This is a genomic window from Colwellia chukchiensis, assembly GCF_002104455.1.
Taxonomy (GTDB): Bacteria; Pseudomonadota; Gammaproteobacteria; order Enterobacterales; family Alteromonadaceae; genus Cognaticolwellia; species Cognaticolwellia chukchiensis.
Genome location: NZ_NBOC01000001.1, coordinates 596,234 through 615,607, shown reverse-complemented (window position 1 = coordinate 615,607; position 19,374 = coordinate 596,234). Strand labels below are relative to the sequence as shown.

Genomic DNA, 19,374 nt, shown 5'->3' with positions numbered 1-19,374 from the left:
AAGGCATTAATTTACTGATAAGAAATAAGCCGTAGCTATGAACTACGGCTTATTGTTTAGCAACAAGAGCTAACCTTAAGTAACTAACGCACAGGTAGCTTAATATTGGCAAACATTTCATCTATTTCGGCGTTATTTTTTAATAATACCGCTCGTGTGACTAAATCTTTATTTAAATGTGGCGCAAAGCGTTCAATAAAGTCGTACATATAACCACGCAAGAAAGTACCGCGCCTAAAACCTATTTTAGTCGTACTCGGACTAAATAAGTGACTGGCGTCAATGGTGACTAAGTCACTGTCTATTTTTGGATCCATAGCCATAGTGGCAATAACACCAATACCCACACCCAGCCTGACATAGGTTTTAATAACATCGGCATCGGTGGCAGTAAAAGCAATTTTAGGTTCAACGCCCACGGCACTAAATGCGGCATCTAATTCAGAACGACCGGTAAAACCGAACACATAAGTCACCAAAGAGTATTTTGCGATGTCTTCGATGGTGATATTTTGCTTCTGTGCTAGCGGATGATCAGGCTTAACAATAATGCTACGGTTCCAATGATAGCAAGGTAACATCACCAAATCGTTATACAAATGTAGCGATTCTGTGGCAATGGCAAAATCAGCCTCTCCTTTACTTGAAGCGTCGCTTATTTGTGCCGGTGTACCTTGATACATATGCAGAGATACTTTGGCATATTTTTTCATAAACCCCTGAATAACGTCTGGCAACGCATAACGTGCTTGGGTATGGGTGGTGGCAATACGCAGTTTGCCTTCGTCGGGCTGCGTATGCTCGCGGGCTACCGCTTTTATCGCTTCAACTTTAGATAAAATCTGGGTAGCGATATTTATCACTTCATTACCCGCCGGTGTGACATGGGTTAAATGCTTACCACTGCGCCCAAAAATTTGAATACCTAACTCATCTTCCAGCATTCGTACTTGTTTACTTATACCAGGCTGTGAGGTAAACAGGCTTTCAGCCGTCGCAGAGACATTAAGGTTATTGTTTAATACTTCGACAATATAGCGGAGTTGTTGCAGCTTCATAATAATTATTCAGAGATTTCTTATTCGAAAAATATATACTTAATTAAACATTTATTCCATATTAATTTTTGCATTTTGCATGAAAATACTCAAGCTCAAGCTTTAAAGTTTGTTTGAATCTAAGGCGTGTTGAACTTTCGAGATTGAGTTTTGTTCGAACGAATCCATTGGACAGCGTTTGTTTAGCATTTTTACTACGTTTTCGCCTGTGCGAGTAGAATAACGACACTTTACAGGCTCAGCCTTGTATAAAGACCAAACAAACTGAGGCAAAAATAGTCCTGAAAGATCAATACGCCCTAATAAAAGCTTTAACTCGCTGTGACTCAACCGGCAAATATGCGAAAATCCTGAAAGAAAAACGCTTTATCCTTTGCTTAGTCTGACAATTTTTGTAGACTGCCAAGAATAACAATTTATATTTTCACAATAGAGAATTAAACATGGGTATTATCATCGCGTTAATTATCGCTTTAGTTATCATAGTCGTGGTAGTCAATGCAATACAGCAGCATAAAGAGAAAGTAGCACAAGAAAAGCGTGCTAAAGCGGCAAAACAAAAAGCTATTATTGATGAAACAGAAGAATTGCTTGTGAGTTTAGCAAACCTGCCCAACAACCCGAATTTAGTCAAAATTCTTAATAATCGTAGTTTAAATGCCGCCATCGCTATGGCTAAAATATTTCCCGAAAATAAATTATTAACAAAACGCGTGCAAGAGCTACAAGCACGATTAGATGCTAGCAGCAATACGAGCAACTCAGACACTGAGCAAGCCTTCAACCTACCTGATAACGAACAGCACTTAGTGGCAATATTACAAAGCATTAAAAAACTACGCGCTACCTTAAAGTCAGAGCAATCTAAAGGCAATTTAGACGCACAAAGCTTTACCCAAGAAGATCATAAGTTATCTGCTATGCAGTTAAAAATTGGCGTAGAAAGCCTACAAAAACGTGGCATGATAGCTTACCAAAAAGAAATGCTAGGCTCAGCTAGACAATATTTAGAAAAAGCATTACAAACTATCGCTGACAGTCCGTTACAAACGGATTATTGCAGTAAAAAACGTGAAGAAATTGAAAGTGTCTTGGATGGTATCACCTCTTCACTAAAGAACACCAATGCCAAAGATGCCGCTAAAAAAGCAAAAGCGGAAGAAGACGATTTAGACTTGCTATTTCAACCTAAGAAAAAATGGTAACGCACTCTCATAGCCTATAACCAGCAGCAATGCTGGTTTACTGCGTTTACAATATGAAAACCCCAAAGAACCAAACCCCTTTCATTATACTGCCGTCATTTTTACGCCGAGTGTTACGCGCTTATGCGTTGAAAAGCCTTATACGCGCACAGGGTTGCGAACTCAACCGCATTGGCCGTTCACGCAACTGGCAATTAAAAGCCAGTTTTGAGCAACTCGAAGCAACTATTGCCGCCATTAGCGACAGTGAGGAGCCTAGTTGGCAATGGCTCGCAACACATTTAGCTAAGCAAAGTAAAAATTTAGCATTTGATGTCTTAGTGGGTATTGCGAAAAAAAAGCCAGGCATCACAGTATCTGAATTAATGCAACGTACAGACTGCACCATAGCACAAGCCAGACGCGTGATAGATACAATAGAGTTTGACGACTGAGGTGAGTAAACGCCCTCAAATAGCTCAATGTAAATAGGTAAGGTAACGCTTCAATCGCATTGTTGGCTTAACGATTAGTATTATCAAAGTGCCCGATATCATAGTTGTTAAGGTGTTGCCGTTGCTTTAGGTCTTTCGATCAAGCGAATGAACTTAGTCATGCTCCCAACGGCCTAAGCAGCGTGCGCTGTTCACTTTTTTAATGTTTGAATAAACAATACTTTCATCAAGATCAGAGCAATTAATACTGTAATTGAAGATAAGGCTAGCAAGGGATCTACCGCCTCTAACGCAACAAAATTACCATAAAAAAGAAACAAGCCAATTACCACACCTAAAGTCCCCAATTGATGAAGATAATATTGCAGTTTCGCTAACCGTGAGTTGATTTTATCAAGCCACAACTTATGACATAGCGCATAAATAAATGACATCACGAAGCCAATTAGCAGTATATGGGTATGAGTCACTAACTGACCATGGTTTTTAGTCGCGGCCATAAAAATGCCAAGTGTTAAACCCGCAATGGCGTAAGCAAAGCTTGTTAAAATGAATTTTTTATCCATATCGACTCCTTGAGGTATTTTTGTTTACTTTATCAGTAGCTTATTTTGTCAGTGCTGCTAGATTGTTATTTCACATCCTATTATCGTTATAAACGTGGCTTTTAATACAAGCGATAATATGATTAAAAAGTAGGACATAGTGCGAGGTTTGTCCTATAGGATCAGTAAATTATTAATGCAATTAGAGTAAATATAGATATGAGTGAATGTAATTAAACATAAAAAAAGCGCTCTATGAGCGCTTTTTATTGATAAATGGTGACTTTATGTCGCTTTTTTAGCTTTTGGTTTCGGCTTAGCCTTTGCTTTAGCCTTTGGCGTTTTTTTCTTCGCCAGTTCTTCTACCCATTTACCGTCAATATACTTGGCATTCCAACCCGTTGCCTTACCGTCAACTTCCGTCATCACATATTGTGATTTGGTTTTTCGACTATAACGCACTACCGCTAAGTTGCCATCGGGATCGGTTGCTGGTGCATCAGCTAAGTAATAAAACTTCTCTGATATTCGATCGCGAAAACGGGCAAGTTCAGCCACTTTAGGTGCCCTTGTTTCCCGTGATTTTGGAAAGGTGTTGGCGGCCAAGAAAATACCCGCTGCGCCATCACGCAACACAAAATGCGCATCAGACTTTTCACAGGGTAACTCAGGTAGCTGCACTGGGTCTTCTTTAGGCGGCGCGGCTTCACCGTTAGCAAGCAATTTACGGGTGTTTTTACAGTCACTATTTGTACAGTCAAAGTATTTACCAAATCGACCAGACTTCAGCTCCATTTCCGCTTCACAACGATCACACTCTAAAATAGGTCCGTCATAGCCTTTAAGCTTAAACTCGCCTTTTTCTAACTCTAAACCATCACAAACAGGGTTATTACCACAAACATGTAATTTGCGTTTTTCGTCAATCAAATAACTGTCCATCGCTGTGCTACATTTGCTGCAACGATGCATAGCGCGCAAAGCTTCCGTTTCTTGATCTTCTGCCAAAACGCTCACTGCTTCTTCACCGGGCGTTAAATTCATCGTGGTTGTGCAACGCTCTTTAGGGGGAAGTGCATAACCGGAACAGCCTAGAAACACACCGGTAGAGCCGGTGCGAATGCCCATTTTTCGACCACAGGTAGGACAGTCAATATCGGTTACTATCGGTTCATTACTGCGCATACCACCTTCTTCAGAAGGTTTATCGGCTAAATTAAGTTGCTCAGTAAAGTTTTCATAGAAGCGGTTTAACACATCTTTCCAGTTTGCTTTTCCTTCGGCAACTTCATCTAACTTTTGCTCCATATTGGCCGTAAAGTCGTAGTTCATCAGGTCGGTAAAGCTGCCTGATAAACTATCTGTGACTATTTCGCCCATTTTTTCTGCGTAAAAACGCTTTTTATCCAAGCGCACATAGCCGCGATCTTGAATCGTAGAAATAATTGACGCATAAGTTGATGGGCGACCAATGGAGCGTTTTTCTAATTCCTTAACCAATGATGCTTCACCGTAGCGCGCAGGTGGTTTAGTAAAGTGCTGGCTTGGGTGTAACGCTTGCAAAGCTAACACCTCTCCCACGGCCAAATCAGGCAAATGTTTATCATCACCTTTTGATAGTTGTGGGTGGACACGCGTCCAACCATCAAACTGCATAACGCGCCCTTTCGCTTTAAGATCAAAGCCAGCGGCATCAACAGTGATGGTACTTACCGTATAGCGTGCCGCTGTCATTTGACAGGCAACAAATTGGCGCCAAATTAATTCATACAGTTTTTTTGCATCAGCATCTACGTCTGTGATCAACGCGGCTTCAAGCTTAACATTAGACGGTCGAATAGCCTCATGTGCTTCTTGGGCATTGCCTTTACTGCTATAAACTTTCGCTTTTTCTGGCAGGTAATTTTCGCCAAAATTCTCACCAATATAGGCACGACAATTATCCACAGCGTCTTTGCTTAAATTAGTTGAGTCAGTACGCATATAGGTAATATGACCGGCTTCATATAAGCGCTGTGCAAGCCCCATGGTACGTTTAACGCCAAAACCTAACTTAGTACTCGCCGCTTGTTGTAGCGTTGAGGTGATAAATGGCGCAGACGGCGTACTTTTTGAAGGTTTATCTTCACGTTTGCTAACGGTGTAAGTTGCTGACTTTAAAGTCGCAAGCGCTTTATTGGTGTCGGCTTCATTGCTAGGCTTAAATGTTTTGCCATTTTCATGGGTAACATCTAAAGCAAAGTCTTTGCCTTGAGCAGTTTGCGTATCAGCGCTAACTTCCCAATATTCTTTTGGGTCAAACGCTTTTATTTCACGTTCTTTCTCTACAACCAGCTTAACTGCAACTGATTGAACACGGCCAGCCGATAAGCCCCGTGCGACCTTCTTCCACAGTAATGGACTAACCATAAAGCCCACTACGCGGTCGAGAAAGCGTCGTGCTTGCTGTGCATTAACGCCTGGCATGCTTAATTCGCCTGGTGAAGAAAACGCTTGTTGAATGGCGTTTTCGGTAATTTCGTTAAACACTACGCGTTTAAACTTATCGTCACCGCCACCTATGATCTCTTTTAAATGCCAAGCAATCGCTTCCCCCTCTCTATCCAAATCGGTTGCGAGATAGACAGTATCAGCACTACTGGCAAGTTTGGTTAATTCACTCACCACCTTTTCTTTGCCGGGTAATATTTGATAGTTTGCTTGCCAATCGTTTTCTGGATCAATGCCCATGCGATTAACCAAGGCGAGTTTATCTCGCTTTTGCTTATATTTGGCTTTTGCCGCTGGGGTCATTTTTCTCACTTCAGCCGGTGATTTTGCTGCGACTTTTTTCCCCGTGCTACCGTGCGGCAAATCGCGTACGTGTCCAACACTTGATTTAACAATAAAATCTTTACCAAGGTATTTGTTAATTGTTTTCGCTTTGGCTGGCGATTCCACAATTACCAGAGATTTTGCCATATTATTTTCTATTCCTACTTAGCTGACTATTGTCAGTTTTGTCACAGTTGATTACACTTAATTACTTAATAATGCGCGAGCTGCTTATTAAATATAAATCAGCATCTATAGATAAAACTGGGACGTAAAATTAAATTTGAGACTAAAATTACTATTAGATATATCTGTAAATTAGCAAGCTGACAAGCAAAAGATTTTATATATGTGCCTTTTTACTACTTTTAGCTATAATGGTGCGAATTTTTTGCGCCATCATAATCGACTTTATCGTAAAACTTAAGGGCTGAAGCCAAAATAACTTCAGTTTTTCGCCTATAACTTTATTTTTTCACTCACTTCGGTAGTTTGCGTTCATTTTTGTGAATTTCAATGCCTAGTTAAAATTAACCTCTTTAATAGGAAGGTAAAATACATGACAACTTCATGGTCAACATTTCAAAAAAAAATCAGCCAATGTTTGTGCCCGCCAGGCAATGGCGTTTTTACTGTCAATACCGCTAAAGAACGCAAAGAGCGTTTGCATAACGCCTTATTTGGGCAGTCTGAAAATATAGAAGCACTATGGCAGCAAAGTGTTGAAAAACTTCCTGAGTCGAGTAACGCTGTTATCTTAGGCATTGCTTCTGATTGTGGCGGCGGCATATTGCGTGGTGCAAACTGGGGCCCTTTATTTGTTCGCTCAGCATTATTAGAGCAATATCCAAACTTAAACACTTTTGATATGGGTGACGTCAGAGTTATTCCTCACCTCTTACATGACAAATATCTTAATGAGGCAACGTTAGCCAATTGTCGACGAGCGTTATACCAAGACGAAAACAGCGAGCTGCCGGTGAGTCCACTTACCATTACAGAAGATGTGTTACATGACTTTTATGCTGAATTTCCCAAGAAAGGAATTTTTGGTATTGGTGGCGATCACTCGGTCAGCTATCCATTAACTAAAGCGTATTTACAAGCGAAGAAAAAACAAGGCGTTCGTGCGGCAATTGTACACTTTGACGCGCACACTGACCTACTGGTTGAACGCTTAGGCATCGATTTATGCTTTGGTTCATGGTGCACCCACATTTTAGATGATTTAACTGCGCCACGCGATTTGATCCAAGTCGGTATTCGTTCAAGTGGCAAACCAAAAGCGCATTGGGAAAACACCTTCGGCGTTAAACAACACTGGGCGCATGAAGTAAAAGAGCAAGGTGTTGATGCGATTATCGAAAAAATTACCCGCCAACTCAAAGCCGATAATATTGATGAAGTGTATGTCAGCTTTGATATTGACGCACTCGATGAAACCTATGCTTCGGCGACAGGAACACCAGAGCCAGACGGCTTATCACCTAGTGAAGCACTGCAAATATTACGCGCTGTTGCCGCACAATGCCCAATTACCGGTGCCGACATGATGGAAATAGCCCCTTTCACCGATAGTACGGGTTTAGGGGAAGCGAGCCGTGATAGAACCTTAGCCGCTGGGGCGGAAATTTCCGCTTTCTTAATTGAAGAAATAAACAAGTAGTTGACGTTTATAAATCATAAAAAAAACCGCTGTGAAAGCGGTTTTTTTTGTTCTGCACTGCAAAATATAGCTTATTGAATCACAATATTAATACCGCTATATACCGTTGTCACACCACCTGGGGTTTCAACTTTTATCTCTAACGGGCCACTTGTAGGCTCTGCTTCACCTTTGACAGCAACACTAAATTGGCTACCACCATTACTTGAATCTCCAGGCCATACATAACTATTGGTGCCGGGAATTGAGCCTACTGTTGCAACAAACGTCACTTTAGTCCCTGCTGGCATGGGTTGGTTATGTAAGTCAGCGATTACAATACTGACTGTCCCTGTACTTTCACCGGCAATATACAAGGTTGTATCGTCTGGATTTAAGTTAGCTGAACCGCTGGCAACAGCATCATTGGTTGCGGTAACGGTAATGTACGGTGTGGTTCCCGACATAATTATAACCGTACTACCACGCACGTTAGTCGATACTTTTTCAGACTTTTTAGTTGGGTCGGGTTCGTCGTCAGGGTTAGCACAGTATTGGTTAGGCGTTTCCGTGCCAGGATTAGTGACATCATTGAACCCACAAAGTACACCATTATAAGTGCCGTCTTGTAAGTCAAACGTGCCATTATTATTAAAGTCAGCAAACTCCTCTAACTCTCCCCCCACTTCGGTGCCTGCACCAGCTTCTTCAGGGTTATAAAAGCCGTCTTCGTTATGATCAACAAATGCTTCTTTTAAATCATAAGGTCTGTTACCTACGTCTCCACCTAAAAATAACGTATACTCACTCTCATCAAAGCGGCCGTTACCATTTTTGTCAGGAAATGACTCTTGACCAATAGCGGTTGCTAAAATAGTGACGCGGCCACCATATTTTTGTCCAAGGTAATTTTTACCATTGGCCAGCGGCGGTCTGGCACAGAAGATATCAGGGTCAGCATCATCGGCAAGTGAACAAAAACTATTAGTCAGCAATTGACCTGCTGGACGAGGGTTTTGACTGGTCCAATTTACCGAGCAGGCACCTTCTATCGTGGTACATGAAGACTCTATCGCGCCACCTTCAGTGGTAAAATATACCGCAGTGCCATCTGGCACAGTATTATTAAACGCATCAGCCATACGCACAGTTACAGGCACTGCTACACCATCAACATTCCATGCCTCTGGATTGGCTATCCCTCTTGCTAAACTGAAACTGTCTTGGTCAGGTAAACCTGTTGAAACCACTAAAATGCTCGATTCGCTATAAACGATAGTGCCATTTAATGCTTCAGTTGAGGCGGTGACACGAACCGTTGTAGCCACGGTACCGGAATTAACAACAGTTTGTACTATGCCTTGTGCATTGCTTGTCGCAACATCCTGACTCAGGCTGATACCACCAACATTGGTATTCAGTGCAAAGTTAACTACTCGATTGTTATAAGGGTTACCGTCGGTATCTTTAACTTTAAAAACAACGGTTGAGCTTTCTGAGCCGCCAACAATGCCCGTACCTACTAGGCCAATATGCTCAGGTGTAGCGGTAACAAATTCAATACTGCCAATATCTGCTGCCAGAACATTAATCGATGTGGTGGCAGATAAGTTAATGCCACCAGCATTAGCTGTGACATTGATGGGATCATCACCAACACAACCTTGTGCTAAATAAGTACTAGTAGCAACGCCATTAGACGTCGTAACTGGGCTGCTTAACGTAGCCGTTGATTGTGCAGCACACCCAGACGAGAAGTTTACTTCAATCGGCTCATTAAATAAGTTGCCTTGATCATCAATAATAGAAACAGAAATGACGCTGGTACCACCGGCAGAAATTTCAGCCAAACTTATTTCTGCAACGCCGCTCTCAAATGGCGTGCCACTGCCCATAGTTACCGATGATGAACCAATGACAACATTGGTTTTATTTGATTCGCCACTCTCTATCGACGCCGTAATGGTGCCAGCGCCTAAGGCTTCACCGGCAAAAACATCAACTGAAGCTTGATTATTTTCATCGGTAATAGTTGTTGCGATAGGGATGTCAGCGATTGTTGAAGTAAAAGTCACAATCACTGGAGCGCTAATACCATTAATCGTCGCAATCGCTTTGCCTGGTCTTGAAGAAGTTACCGTATTGGTTGAGTTGCCTTGCGCATCAACTAAAGCAACATTGATATTGATATCACCAACGACACCAATATCGTCACCTTGAGTGGTAAACCCGAGCGGCGTCGTTGAGCTTTCTCCTGTTGAGAGCGTCGCTGATATTTCAGACGCACCTCGGACACTGCCCGCAGTTAAAGTTATTGTTGCCACACCGTTTTCATCTGTTAAAGCACTACCTGATGCTGGAGAAAATGCACCTAAACCAGTAGTAAAGGTAACCGCTCTACCCACAACAGCTGTCGCCCCTTGCATTACCGTTGCCGTGACAGTAACGGGCTCTGCGCCTGTGACCGTTGTATTAGATATTGCTAAGGTAATCGTTATGGCGTCTGGTGTACTACCATCACCGCCATCTGGGTTTTCATCAAAACCGCCACTACTGCCACCACAACCGATTAAAGTTGCAAACAGTAAAATAAAACTAAAGCGTTGAAGTAGCGCCATAAAAAGCATCTCCCTGGTAATTTTTATCATCAACTTCTCTCATCTTAACCGAATTTTTCTAAAAAGGTCACTGATTAAGAAAAAAAACATAATTTACATGCAAACGATAGCTACAATCGGCCGTTTCTGGTGTTGTTCATCAAGCAAATTAACTGCTCTACCACGCTAATATGCAATATAAACTATGAACATAAACAGTGCTTTATCAGCGTTTACTTTTTTCTGCTCATGCAAACTTCTAAGCTAATGAGGCATAGACTGAAAGAGTACAGGCTTATGTTGGCTAAACAGCTTGGCTAAAAATATCGCAATCGGGCGACCCCTTTGGCATCAGCAAACGCTGTCAACAATATTTGTTTTAAAAAGCCGACACAGCTTACCTTTAAGCCATTGATTTATTAGTCGAGCAACAACATAATATGCTATCGCCCGATAACTCGAATAAAATATGACAGAAAAAAAACAAGCAAGCTTAACCACGAGAATTGTTACTGGTATGGTTGCCGGCATTCTCATTGGTAGCCTTTTGCAATGGTTGATGCCCGATGGCTCTGATGCTGTAATTCCTTTATATCTTTTTGACCTTTCGATACGCGGATTTTTAGTAGACGGTGTGTTTGAAGTTGGTGGACAAATTTTTATCTCTAGCTTGCAAATGCTAGTAGTTCCTTTAGTTTTTGTTTCATTAATTTGTGGCACATGCTCATTAAAAGATACCACTAAACTAGGAAGAATTGGTGGTAAAGCCATCGCCTTATACCTATTAACAACCGCGATAGCCATTAGTTTTGCCATGACCTTGGCCTTGCTTATCAACCCAGGTGAAGGCGTTGATATGGCCGCAGGCTCTACTTTTACCAGCCGTGAAGCACCATCTTTGGCACAAGTTATTATTCAAATGTTTCCAAGTAACCCTTTTGCGGCCTTTGCTCAGGGTAACATGTTACAAGTTATTATTTTCGCCTTGCTATTTGGTATCGCGATCGCCTTATCAGGTAAAGCAGGAGAGCGAGTGGCAGCGCTATTTGAAGATCTTAGTGAAGTGATCATGCGCCTTGTTACTATCTTAATGAATATTGCCCCCTATGGCGTATTCTGCCTATTAGCAGGATTGTTTACCGATGTTTCATTAAGCACATTTGGCAATTTAATAAAATACTTCTTTGTTGTGCTTTTGGTTTTATTACTACACGCGTTTATTACTTACCCAACGCTACTAAAACTATTAACCGGCTTAAACCCACTGGTTTTTTTGAAAAAAATGCGTGATACGGCTATTTTTGCGTTTTCAACTTCAAGTAGCAACGCCACCTTGCCTGTTACCCTTGAAACCACCACCAAAAAAATGGGCGTTAAAAACTCAATCGCCTCATTTACAGTGCCACTAGGGGCAACCATCAATATGGATGGCACCGCCATTATGCAAGGGGTCGCCACTGTATTTATCGCGCAAGTTTTTAGTCAAGATTTAACCCTAACCGATTACTTGATGGTGGTACTGACTGCAACCCTCGCCTCTATTGGTACCGCCGGTGTGCCAGGGGTTGGCTTAATCATGTTAGCTATGGTGTTAGAACAAGTCGGCTTGCCGGTAGAAGGCATTGCTTTAATTATTGGTGTTGACCGTTTACTAGACATGACCCGCACCGCAGTTAACGTGACCGGTGACAGTATGGTGACTGTTGTTGTTGGCAAGTCGGAAGCGCAGTTTGATGAAGCCATATTTAACGATGAAAATGCTGGAAAAAATATCGAAGACATAGATTTCCACCACTTAGATAAACGTTAAAGGTATCGCAACTCTCCAAAGTAGCCGATAGTTTCAGCTTTTAGCGATAAACAAGCTACATGAGAGCAAAAAAGGCGCTTTGAAAGCGCCTTTTTAGTGCAAAATTTACCGTGACTAACCGGTAATGAGCGGCTCAAAACCCTTAACAACCTCATCTAATGCTTTCATTTGCGCTAGATAAGGCTCGAGTTTATCTAAGGGCAGTGCACAAGGCCCGTCACACTTAGCGACTAAAGGATCAGGGTGAGATTCTATAAATAAACCGGCAATTCCAATTGCCATACCACTGCGCGCTAATTGTGCCGCTTGCGCCCTTCTGCCATCGGCAGAATCTGCACGACCACCCGGTTGCTGCAGGGCATGCGTTGCATCAAACATTACCGGGGCATAGTTTTTCATTTCATCCATCGCCAGCATATCAACCACTAAGTTATTGTAGCCAAAGCAACTGCCACGCTCACATAAAATAATATCTTGATTGCCCGCCTCAGCAAACTTTTTGATGATATGACGCATTTCATGGGCCGCAAGAAATTGTGGTTTTTTGACATTAATAATTGCACCGGTTTTTGCCATCGCTACCACCAAGTCGGTTTGCCGTGCAAGGAATGCTGGTAATTGAATAATATCAGCCACTTCTGCAACCGGCGCAGCTTGATAGGGCTCGTGTACGTCGGTAATTATCGGCACATTAAACGTCGCTTTAAGCTCTTGAAATATTTTTAAGCCTTCTTCCAAACCAGGGCCTCGATATGAGTGCATAGAAGAACGGTTCGCTTTATCAAACGATGCTTTGAAAACATAAGGAATATTGAGCTTTTCGGTTACCGTTACATAGTGTTCAGCGATGCTCATGGCCAAATCGCGCGACTCTAATACATTCATACCTCCAAAAAGGACGAATGGTTTGTCATTAGCGATTTCAATATCGCCCAGTGAAATTAATTGCTTTGTCATAATATTTCCAAAGTTTATCTACAAGAGGATCGTTTTAACTGCCGACAATTCTCAGTAACTGCCCACACAACCAAGCCATATAAGTGCCCAATGCGTAACCAAACACAGCTAAAAGCACACCAACTGGCGCTAGTGACGGATGGAAGGCCGAGGCAATCACCGGAGCTGATGCTGCACCGCCAATATTGGCCTTACTGCCAACCGCTAAATAAAATATCGGCGCCTTAATCAGTTTGCGCATAGCAAACAGTAAAATAACATGAATTGCCATCCAAATTAGACCAATAACCATATACTTCGGCGCTTCAACAATTTGTGTGATATCCATATGTAAGCCAATGGTTGCCACCAACACATAAAGAAAACTGCTACCGACTTTCGACGCGCCTACCGCCTCGAGCTTTCTTGCTTTAGTAAATGATAAAGTTAAGCCTATCGTGGTCACTATAACAATGATCCAAAATAGCTTGCTGTGCAAACTAAACTTCTTTAAGCCTGGATAGTTGCTTTGAAAAAAGGGCACGAGATAGTCTGCGGCTAGGTGCGCAAAGCCTGCCGCCCCTAAACCAACGGCTAAAATAATCATATAATCTTTCAGTTCGGGCAGCTTAGCGTTGGCTCGACTTTCTGCTTCTACTTTTTCAACTAACCGATCAATACTGGTTGTATCTGCACCGCTTTTCGCATCAATACGCTTATGATTTGCAGCCATATACAACAAGCCTGCCATCCAGAGATTTGCCACCACGATGTCCACCGTTACCATAACGGTAAATATTTTACCGTCGGCGCCATAAATCTCTTTCATGGCTAACATATTTGCGCCACCACCTATCCAACTGCCGGCTAGTGCCGCCATACCACGCCAAACGGCATCAGGACCTGAAACACCAATGAGATCAGGCCAAAGCGCAGAAATGATTAACAAGGCTATCGGGCCACCGATGATCACGCCAAAGGTGCCCGTTAAAAACATAATGACCGCTTTACTACCTAAACCTACGATGGCCTTAATATCGATACTTAAAGTTAATAACACCAAGCAGGCAGGCAGTAAATAATACTTCGCGACTTCATCAACTTGACTTAAGTCGGCACTGACAATACCAAAGGTATTTAATAACGACGGAAGTAAGTAGCACATTAATAATGCGGGAATATATTTATAAAACGAACGACATAGCGGATGACGACTATTCGAGGTATAAAACACTAAGCCTAAAATTAAGGCCAAAATCCCCAGCACTGTCGCGTCATTAGTTATTAATGGCCCATTGACCACTATTGATTCTTGCATGACTTTTCCTTTTTCGTTGTTATTATCTACAGTGAGATTATTTTTTATTCATGTATAAAGCAGCAAATTGGTTAATGTAATATGGTCTTAGCTATCGAGATCTTCTCTAACTGGAGCTTTAGCAATTGCGCAGCGGGATCTTTCGGACATTGCTCAACAAAGTATTGATAATCATCATAAGCAACTTTAAAGCAATCAAGTTGATGTAACAAAAAGCCACGATCACGTCGTTCAAAAGGATCATTAGGGTTCAAGGCCAATAGCATATCAACGCACTTCAAGGCATTGTCATAGGACTGCTCTTTGATAAAAGCCGCTTTAAGGGCGCGAATATGCTCTAGGACAAGACTTTCTTGCTTCATTTTATCTAATGTGATCTCAAACGGATCACCAGCAAGCTCACTCATTCTAACATCCAACTCATGCCAGTTCAGAGACTCGCCGGTTACGGGATCAAAAATGATGGCATAATTATCATCACAAACTATTCTTAACATGGCTTTTTCAGGCACAAACACGATATCCGTTTGACAACCACATGCATTGGCAACATGGGCTATCAGCACCGCTTTTAATGTCGGTGAGATGAGTTTATGAGCTAATGCCGACGAGGTTTTATAGGCAATAACCGGCCAGTTTGAGCGCTGATTATCAATAAAAAGCTGATCTACAAATAAAGCGTTTATCAATACTTCAGCGCGTTCAATGGCATCAGTAATATCATCCGTTGCCGCTTGGCAATAGGTAACTAACTCATCAAGCTCACTTTGTTTTGTGCTTTGCTGCGCAAAAATATGCGTTTCTAGCAGCAAAAATGTTTGTAATAGTTCATTTTTTTCAGATTTAATTTCTGATAACAACAAATCGTTCATGCACACTCATTCAATCATTAACAGGTTAATGTTTAGCTACAGACCAGCTAAAAATACCGTTTCTTTGCTAATAGCGATTCGCACGATTAGCATTACCCAGCCTATCGCGCCTAAAAAGCCAATAATTTGCATGGTACGATTACGGGCCAGTTTTAAGGTATAGTAACCCGTAAAAATATAAGCTAAAACGGCAAATAGCTTTTCCGCTAACCACAATTGCTCAGCGGGATTTAATGCCAGCTTTATTGACAAGGCAATACCAAGACCGAGCAACAAGGTATCTACAATATGTGGGGTGATTTTCAACCATTTCAATGTTAATTTTTCGGAATTAACTAAGGTTAGAGCAAAGCGGAAGGTAAATAGTAAAATACTGATTGCCGCCACTGTCATGTGTAAATGTTTAAGCATGATAAACTCCATTGTTATTATTGCTATTTAGGGTTGATGTAAAAACAAGCAAAGGTTACCCGCTCGTTGTCATTATAATCTCGCTTGGTTTCAATATGACTAAAACCTAAGTCGGCTAATATCTGTTGTACGCTACTGCCTTGCTGATAACCATGTTCAAGATACAAATAGCCACCACAGTTTAAGTAGCTTCGGGCTTGGCTGGCAATGGCTTTAATATCCGCTAAGCCATTATCTGCGGCAACCAAAGCACTTTTAGGCTCATACCTTACATCACCCAGCTCAAGGTGGTGATCGTTTTCATCAATATAAGGTGGGTTACTGACAATAACATCGAAGCGCGCTGTGGTTGGCACTTGCTCAAACCAGTGACTTTGATAAATACTTACCCGCGTCATGGCTAAACGGCTCGCATTATCTTGTGCCAGTTTGACCGCATCATGGCTATAATCTATGGCCGTAATTTGCCAATCAGGCTGCTCTGATGCGAGCGCTAAGGCAATAGCACCGGTACCGGTTCCTAAGTCTAAACAGCTGATGCTGTTACCTTGATGATGGGCTAACACTAACTCCACCAATAACTCAGTATCGGGCCGCGGAATTAATGTGGCATTGGAGACTTGCAAAGGTAAGGACCAAAACTCAGCTTGCTGCACTAAGTAAGCAATCGGTTCTCCTTGGCGTCGTCGCTGCAATAAACGCGCAAGGTGCTGATATTCAGCAGCGGATAGTTGCTGCTCTGGCCAAGTTAATAGGTAGCTACGTGACTTATTCATCACAAAACAAATGAGCAGTTCGGTATCAAGTTTGGCTGAGTCTGAGTGGGGCAATAACTGTTGCTGACCATAAGCGACTAGCTGGCGTATGGTCATTGATGACAATTGCCTCACCAATGACTCTGGCGTGACTTCATTATTAGGCACTAGTTTTGCTCAGATAACTCTGCCAGTAAGTCAGCCTGGCTTTCTTGCATTATGGGCTCAAGCACCAGTTGCAGGTTACCTTCCATGATCTCATTTAAACGATAAAGTGTTAAGTTGATCCTATGATCACTCATACGCCCTTGGGGAAAATTATAGGTTCGAATGCGCTCAGAGCGATCACCACTAGCGACTAGGTTGCGGCGAGACGACTCTTCTGCACTGCGACGTTTTTCATCTTCAGCTTGTTGCAACCTAGCTTGCAGCACAGACATCGCCTGGGCACGGTTTTTGTGTTGTGAGCGTTGATCTTGACACTCAACCACGACACCACTTGGAATATGAGTAATACGGATTGCCGAATCTGTTTTGTTAACATGCTGCCCACCGGCTCCTGAGGCGCGAAAGGTGTCTACTTTTAGATCGGCTTTATTAATTTCAATGGCTTGTGATTCAGGGATCTCTGGCATCACAACAACGGTACACGCCGAGGTATGAACGCGCCCTTGTGATTCAGTTTCTGGCACACGTTGTACGCGATGGCCGCCCGACTCATATTTCATCTGACCATAGACACCGTCGCCATTAATTTTGGCAATAATCTCTTTAAAGCCGCCTTGTTCACTTTCATTGGCGTTCATCAGCTCAATTTTCCAACCTTGCTTTTCCGCATAACGGCTATACATACGAAACAAATCACCTGCAAAAATTGCGGCTTCATCGCCACCAGCACCTGCACGAATTTCTACAAAACAGTTATTGTCATCTTTGGGGTCTTTAGGCAGTAATAAAATCTGTAGCTCAGCGGTCATTTCTTCGACTCGCTTTTTCGCTTCTTTAAACTCTTCTTGCGCCATTTCACGCATATCAGGATCGTCATCTTTAAGCATTTCTTCGGCAGTAGCGAAGTCATTTTCTGCTTCTTGGTACGCGTGAAATGCTGATGTCACGATTTCTAACTGTGAGAACTCTTTTGAAAGCGCTTGAAATTTCTCTTGATCTGCAATGGTTTCTGGATCAGACAGTAAGGCTTGTACTTCTTCAAAGCGTTCGACAAGTATTTCAAGTTTTTGGTAAACAGATTTATTCATTAAATGATCTTTTATTGTCAATTATTGCTGATTTGCCCGCGTATTATATCTGCTAATCGGCTAATAAGCAGTATTTTATACTTATTTATACGGGAAATTAGGGAAATTTTTTACGCAGTATAAAGAGCCTAGCGCGCACTTTCAATGAGACGAGAGGGTAAATGTAAATCGACATACGGATAAAATCCGATTTTACTCTTTATGCTCAATATCAAAAATATCGCGTAGATAAATCAGCCTATCTAGCTGACCGCCTTGTGCCGCGGCCTGTATGGCGCGGGTGGGGGCATGCATGAATTTATTGGTTAATTTCGTCGCAAGTTCTGCAATAACCGCTTCTGGGTCTTTATTAGCAGCTAACTGTTGCTTGGCTTTTTCCAGTAACACATCACGATTAGCCATACACTGTTTGCGATATGAAATCACAGTATCCTGAGTGTTTAAGCCTCTAAGCCATGACATAAAGCTCATGGACTGCTCGGACACTATGCCTTCCGCTAAAATGGCTTCTTTTCGGCGGTTATCTAAGTTCTTGGCAATAATGTTTTGTAAATCATCGACGGTATAAAGAAAGACATCTTCAAGATCGCCCACTTGTTCTTCAATATCGCGAGGTACGGCTAAATCAACCATAAACATAGGGCGATGCTTGCGTTGTGCTAAGGCTTTTTCCACCATACCTTTGCCGATTATAGGCAAGGTACTGCCGGTTGAGCTAATAACAATATCAGCGTTCGCCATCATTTCAGGGATTTGCGCCAACGTGATCACATCAGCGCCAAATTGATGTGCCATGTTCTCGGCACGACTTAAGGTTCGATTCGCGACTGTGATATGGCCGACATTGTTTTCATATAAATGTTTCGCCACTAACTCTATGGTTTCACCGGCACCTACTAATAGTACGCGTGTTTTATCTAAGCTCGCAAAAATATGCTTGGCAAGGTTTACTGCGGCAAAGGCTACAGAAACCGCACTGGCGCCTATTTCTGTGTCGGTTCTGACCTGTTTGGCGACACCAAAGGTACGTTGAAAAAGGCGATCCATTACCAGCGCCATTGAACCGGCTGCTTTTGCTTGATTATAAGCTTGCTTCATTTGCCCGAGAATTTGCGGCTCGCCCAGTACTAGCGAATCAAGTCCGCAAGCTACTCGCATCATATGATTAACCGCCTGCTGCCCTTGGTGCCAATACAGACTAGAAGAAATAATTGAGGCAGGTACGTTGTGGTGCTGCTCTAACCATTGCACTAAACGCTGTTGTGTTGTCGCCAAGTCTCCGTTTTGTACAAGGTATAATTCGGTTCGATTACAGGTAGATAAAATCGCCGCTTCTTTACAGTCAACTGAATTAATCAGTTCCTGTAAGGCGGTACTCAAGTTATCAGGGTTAAATGATATTTTTTCCCTAATCGCAACTGGAGCGGTTTTATGATTGATACCTAATGCAACTATCGACATATGAATATATAGTGTCCAAAAAATTATTAATGACAGGCAAAGTCTGTGGCAATGACCCCATCAGCTAGGCTTAATTATACCCAAAGCTGTCTAATTGGCGCTATTATCTCTCAGACAAAGAAAAAAACCTATGATCTGTGACAAAAAATCGCGATAATTTTACGAAAGTTTAGTTAAAATTGAAAGCTAGCAGCGAAGCTTGCATCAGACATTTTTGCTATGGGTTATTATTTTTACATCAATGTAGAATGGCTCAT

At 42.1% G+C, this 19,374-nt stretch carries 15 protein-coding genes; 4 read left to right on the top strand and 11 right to left on the bottom strand.

Features of this window, described 5'->3' with window-relative positions; all coding sequences use genetic code 11:
* Window positions 1-83: 83 nt before the first annotated feature.
* The gene (cysB, locus tag B6K83_RS02795; RefSeq protein ID WP_085282990.1) at window positions 84-1,058 is read right to left on the bottom strand and encodes an HTH-type transcriptional regulator CysB; all 975 of its coding nucleotides are present in this window, start codon (window positions 1,056-1,058) and stop codon (window positions 84-86) included.
* A gap of 443 nt (window positions 1,059-1,501) precedes the next feature.
* On the opposite strand from cysB, the gene B6K83_RS02790 reads away from it, so the two are divergent.
* Entirely contained in the window at window positions 1,502-2,263 is a 762-nt protein-coding gene (locus B6K83_RS02790; RefSeq protein WP_085282988.1) for a hypothetical protein, read from the top strand.
* A 53-nt stretch (window positions 2,264-2,316) separates the two neighbouring features.
* On the top strand, window positions 2,317-2,697 hold the full coding sequence (locus tag B6K83_RS02785) for a ribosome recycling factor family protein (RefSeq protein ID WP_085282986.1): 381 nt from the start codon (window positions 2,317-2,319) through the stop codon (window positions 2,695-2,697).
* 191 nt (window positions 2,698-2,888) lie between these two features.
* Here the strand turns inward: B6K83_RS02785 and B6K83_RS02780 are convergent, their stop codons facing one another.
* Window positions 2,889-3,263, bottom strand: a complete 375-nt coding sequence (locus B6K83_RS02780; protein WP_085282984.1) for a TonB-dependent receptor — start codon at window positions 3,261-3,263, stop codon at window positions 2,889-2,891.
* Between the two features lie 264 nt (window positions 3,264-3,527).
* Window positions 3,528-6,203 (bottom strand): type I DNA topoisomerase, encoded by a 2,676-nt coding sequence (gene topA / locus B6K83_RS02775; RefSeq protein ID WP_085282982.1) that lies wholly within the window; start codon window positions 6,201-6,203, stop codon window positions 3,528-3,530.
* Between the two features lie 412 nt (window positions 6,204-6,615).
* On the opposite strand from topA, the gene B6K83_RS02770 reads away from it, so the two are divergent.
* The gene (locus tag B6K83_RS02770; protein ID WP_085282980.1) at window positions 6,616-7,722 is read left to right on the top strand and encodes an arginase family protein; all 1,107 of its coding nucleotides are present in this window, start codon (window positions 6,616-6,618) and stop codon (window positions 7,720-7,722) included.
* A gap of 71 nt (window positions 7,723-7,793) precedes the next feature.
* Here the strand turns inward: B6K83_RS02770 and B6K83_RS02765 are convergent, their stop codons facing one another.
* A complete protein-coding gene (locus B6K83_RS02765) occupies window positions 7,794-10,319 on the bottom strand; it encodes an Ig-like domain-containing protein (protein ID WP_085282978.1) in 2,526 nt (841 codons plus the stop codon).
* Window positions 10,320-10,767: 448 nt separating this feature from the next.
* Here B6K83_RS02765 and B6K83_RS02760 point away from each other — a divergent pair, with 448 nt between their 5' ends.
* On the top strand, window positions 10,768-12,108 hold the full coding sequence (locus tag B6K83_RS02760; RefSeq protein ID WP_085282976.1) for a dicarboxylate/amino acid:cation symporter: 1,341 nt from the start codon (window positions 10,768-10,770) through the stop codon (window positions 12,106-12,108).
* A gap of 114 nt (window positions 12,109-12,222) precedes the next feature.
* Here B6K83_RS02760 and kdsA read toward each other — a convergent pair whose 3' ends face one another.
* The 7 genes from kdsA to hemA form a co-directional block, all read right to left on the bottom strand.
* On the bottom strand, window positions 12,223-13,065 hold the full coding sequence (gene kdsA, locus B6K83_RS02755) for a 3-deoxy-8-phosphooctulonate synthase (protein WP_085282974.1): 843 nt from the start codon (window positions 13,063-13,065) through the stop codon (window positions 12,223-12,225).
* A 34-nt stretch (window positions 13,066-13,099) separates the two neighbouring features.
* On the bottom strand, window positions 13,100-14,362 hold the full coding sequence (locus B6K83_RS02750; protein WP_085282972.1) for a DUF819 family protein: 1,263 nt from the start codon (window positions 14,360-14,362) through the stop codon (window positions 13,100-13,102).
* Between the two features lie 71 nt (window positions 14,363-14,433).
* Entirely contained in the window at window positions 14,434-15,234 is an 801-nt protein-coding gene (locus tag B6K83_RS02745) for a SirB1 family protein (RefSeq protein WP_085282970.1), read from the bottom strand.
* A 36-nt stretch (window positions 15,235-15,270) separates the two neighbouring features.
* The gene (locus B6K83_RS02740) at window positions 15,271-15,645 is read right to left on the bottom strand and encodes a SirB2 family protein (protein ID WP_085283304.1); all 375 of its coding nucleotides are present in this window, start codon (window positions 15,643-15,645) and stop codon (window positions 15,271-15,273) included.
* 23 nt (window positions 15,646-15,668) lie between these two features.
* The gene (prmC, locus tag B6K83_RS02735) at window positions 15,669-16,526 is read right to left on the bottom strand and encodes a peptide chain release factor N(5)-glutamine methyltransferase (RefSeq protein ID WP_408607167.1); all 858 of its coding nucleotides are present in this window, start codon (window positions 16,524-16,526) and stop codon (window positions 15,669-15,671) included.
* 41 nt (window positions 16,527-16,567) lie between these two features.
* Window positions 16,568-17,656, bottom strand: a complete 1,089-nt coding sequence (prfA, locus tag B6K83_RS02730) for a peptide chain release factor 1 (protein ID WP_085282968.1) — start codon at window positions 17,654-17,656, stop codon at window positions 16,568-16,570.
* Between the two features lie 192 nt (window positions 17,657-17,848).
* Window positions 17,849-19,117: a glutamyl-tRNA reductase gene (gene hemA, locus B6K83_RS02725; RefSeq protein WP_085282966.1), complete on the bottom strand. Its 1,269-nt coding sequence runs from the start codon at window positions 19,115-19,117 to the stop codon at window positions 17,849-17,851.
* Between the last annotated feature and the right edge of the window lie 257 nt (window positions 19,118-19,374).

Excerpts from the sequence above, each read along its gene's own strand:
- cysB (WP_085282990.1), bottom strand. The coding sequence starts at position 1,058 with ATGAAGCTGCAACAACTCCGCTATATTGTCGAAGTATTAAACAATAAC.
- B6K83_RS02790 (WP_085282988.1), top strand. The coding sequence starts at position 1,502 with ATGGGTATTATCATCGCGTTAATTATCGCTTTAGTTATCATAGTCGTG.
- B6K83_RS02785 (WP_085282986.1), top strand. The coding sequence starts at position 2,317 with ATGAAAACCCCAAAGAACCAAACCCCTTTCATTATACTGCCGTCATTT.
- B6K83_RS02780 (WP_085282984.1), bottom strand. The coding sequence starts at position 3,263 with ATGGATAAAAAATTCATTTTAACAAGCTTTGCTTACGCCATTGCGGGT.
- topA (WP_085282982.1), bottom strand. The coding sequence starts at position 6,203 with ATGGCAAAATCTCTGGTAATTGTGGAATCGCCAGCCAAAGCGAAAACA.
- B6K83_RS02770 (WP_085282980.1), top strand. The coding sequence starts at position 6,616 with ATGACAACTTCATGGTCAACATTTCAAAAAAAAATCAGCCAATGTTTG.
- B6K83_RS02765 (WP_085282978.1), bottom strand. The coding sequence starts at position 10,319 with ATGGCGCTACTTCAACGCTTTAGTTTTATTTTACTGTTTGCAACTTTA.
- B6K83_RS02760 (WP_085282976.1), top strand. The coding sequence starts at position 10,768 with ATGACAGAAAAAAAACAAGCAAGCTTAACCACGAGAATTGTTACTGGT.
- kdsA (WP_085282974.1), bottom strand. The coding sequence starts at position 13,065 with ATGACAAAGCAATTAATTTCACTGGGCGATATTGAAATCGCTAATGAC.
- B6K83_RS02750 (WP_085282972.1), bottom strand. The coding sequence starts at position 14,362 with ATGCAAGAATCAATAGTGGTCAATGGGCCATTAATAACTAATGACGCG.
- B6K83_RS02745 (WP_085282970.1), bottom strand. The coding sequence starts at position 15,234 with ATGAACGATTTGTTGTTATCAGAAATTAAATCTGAAAAAAATGAACTA.
- B6K83_RS02740 (WP_085283304.1), bottom strand. The coding sequence starts at position 15,645 with ATGCTTAAACATTTACACATGACAGTGGCGGCAATCAGTATTTTACTA.
- prfA (WP_085282968.1), bottom strand. The coding sequence starts at position 17,656 with ATGAATAAATCTGTTTACCAAAAACTTGAAATACTTGTCGAACGCTTT.
- hemA (WP_085282966.1), bottom strand. The coding sequence starts at position 19,117 with ATGTCGATAGTTGCATTAGGTATCAATCATAAAACCGCTCCAGTTGCG.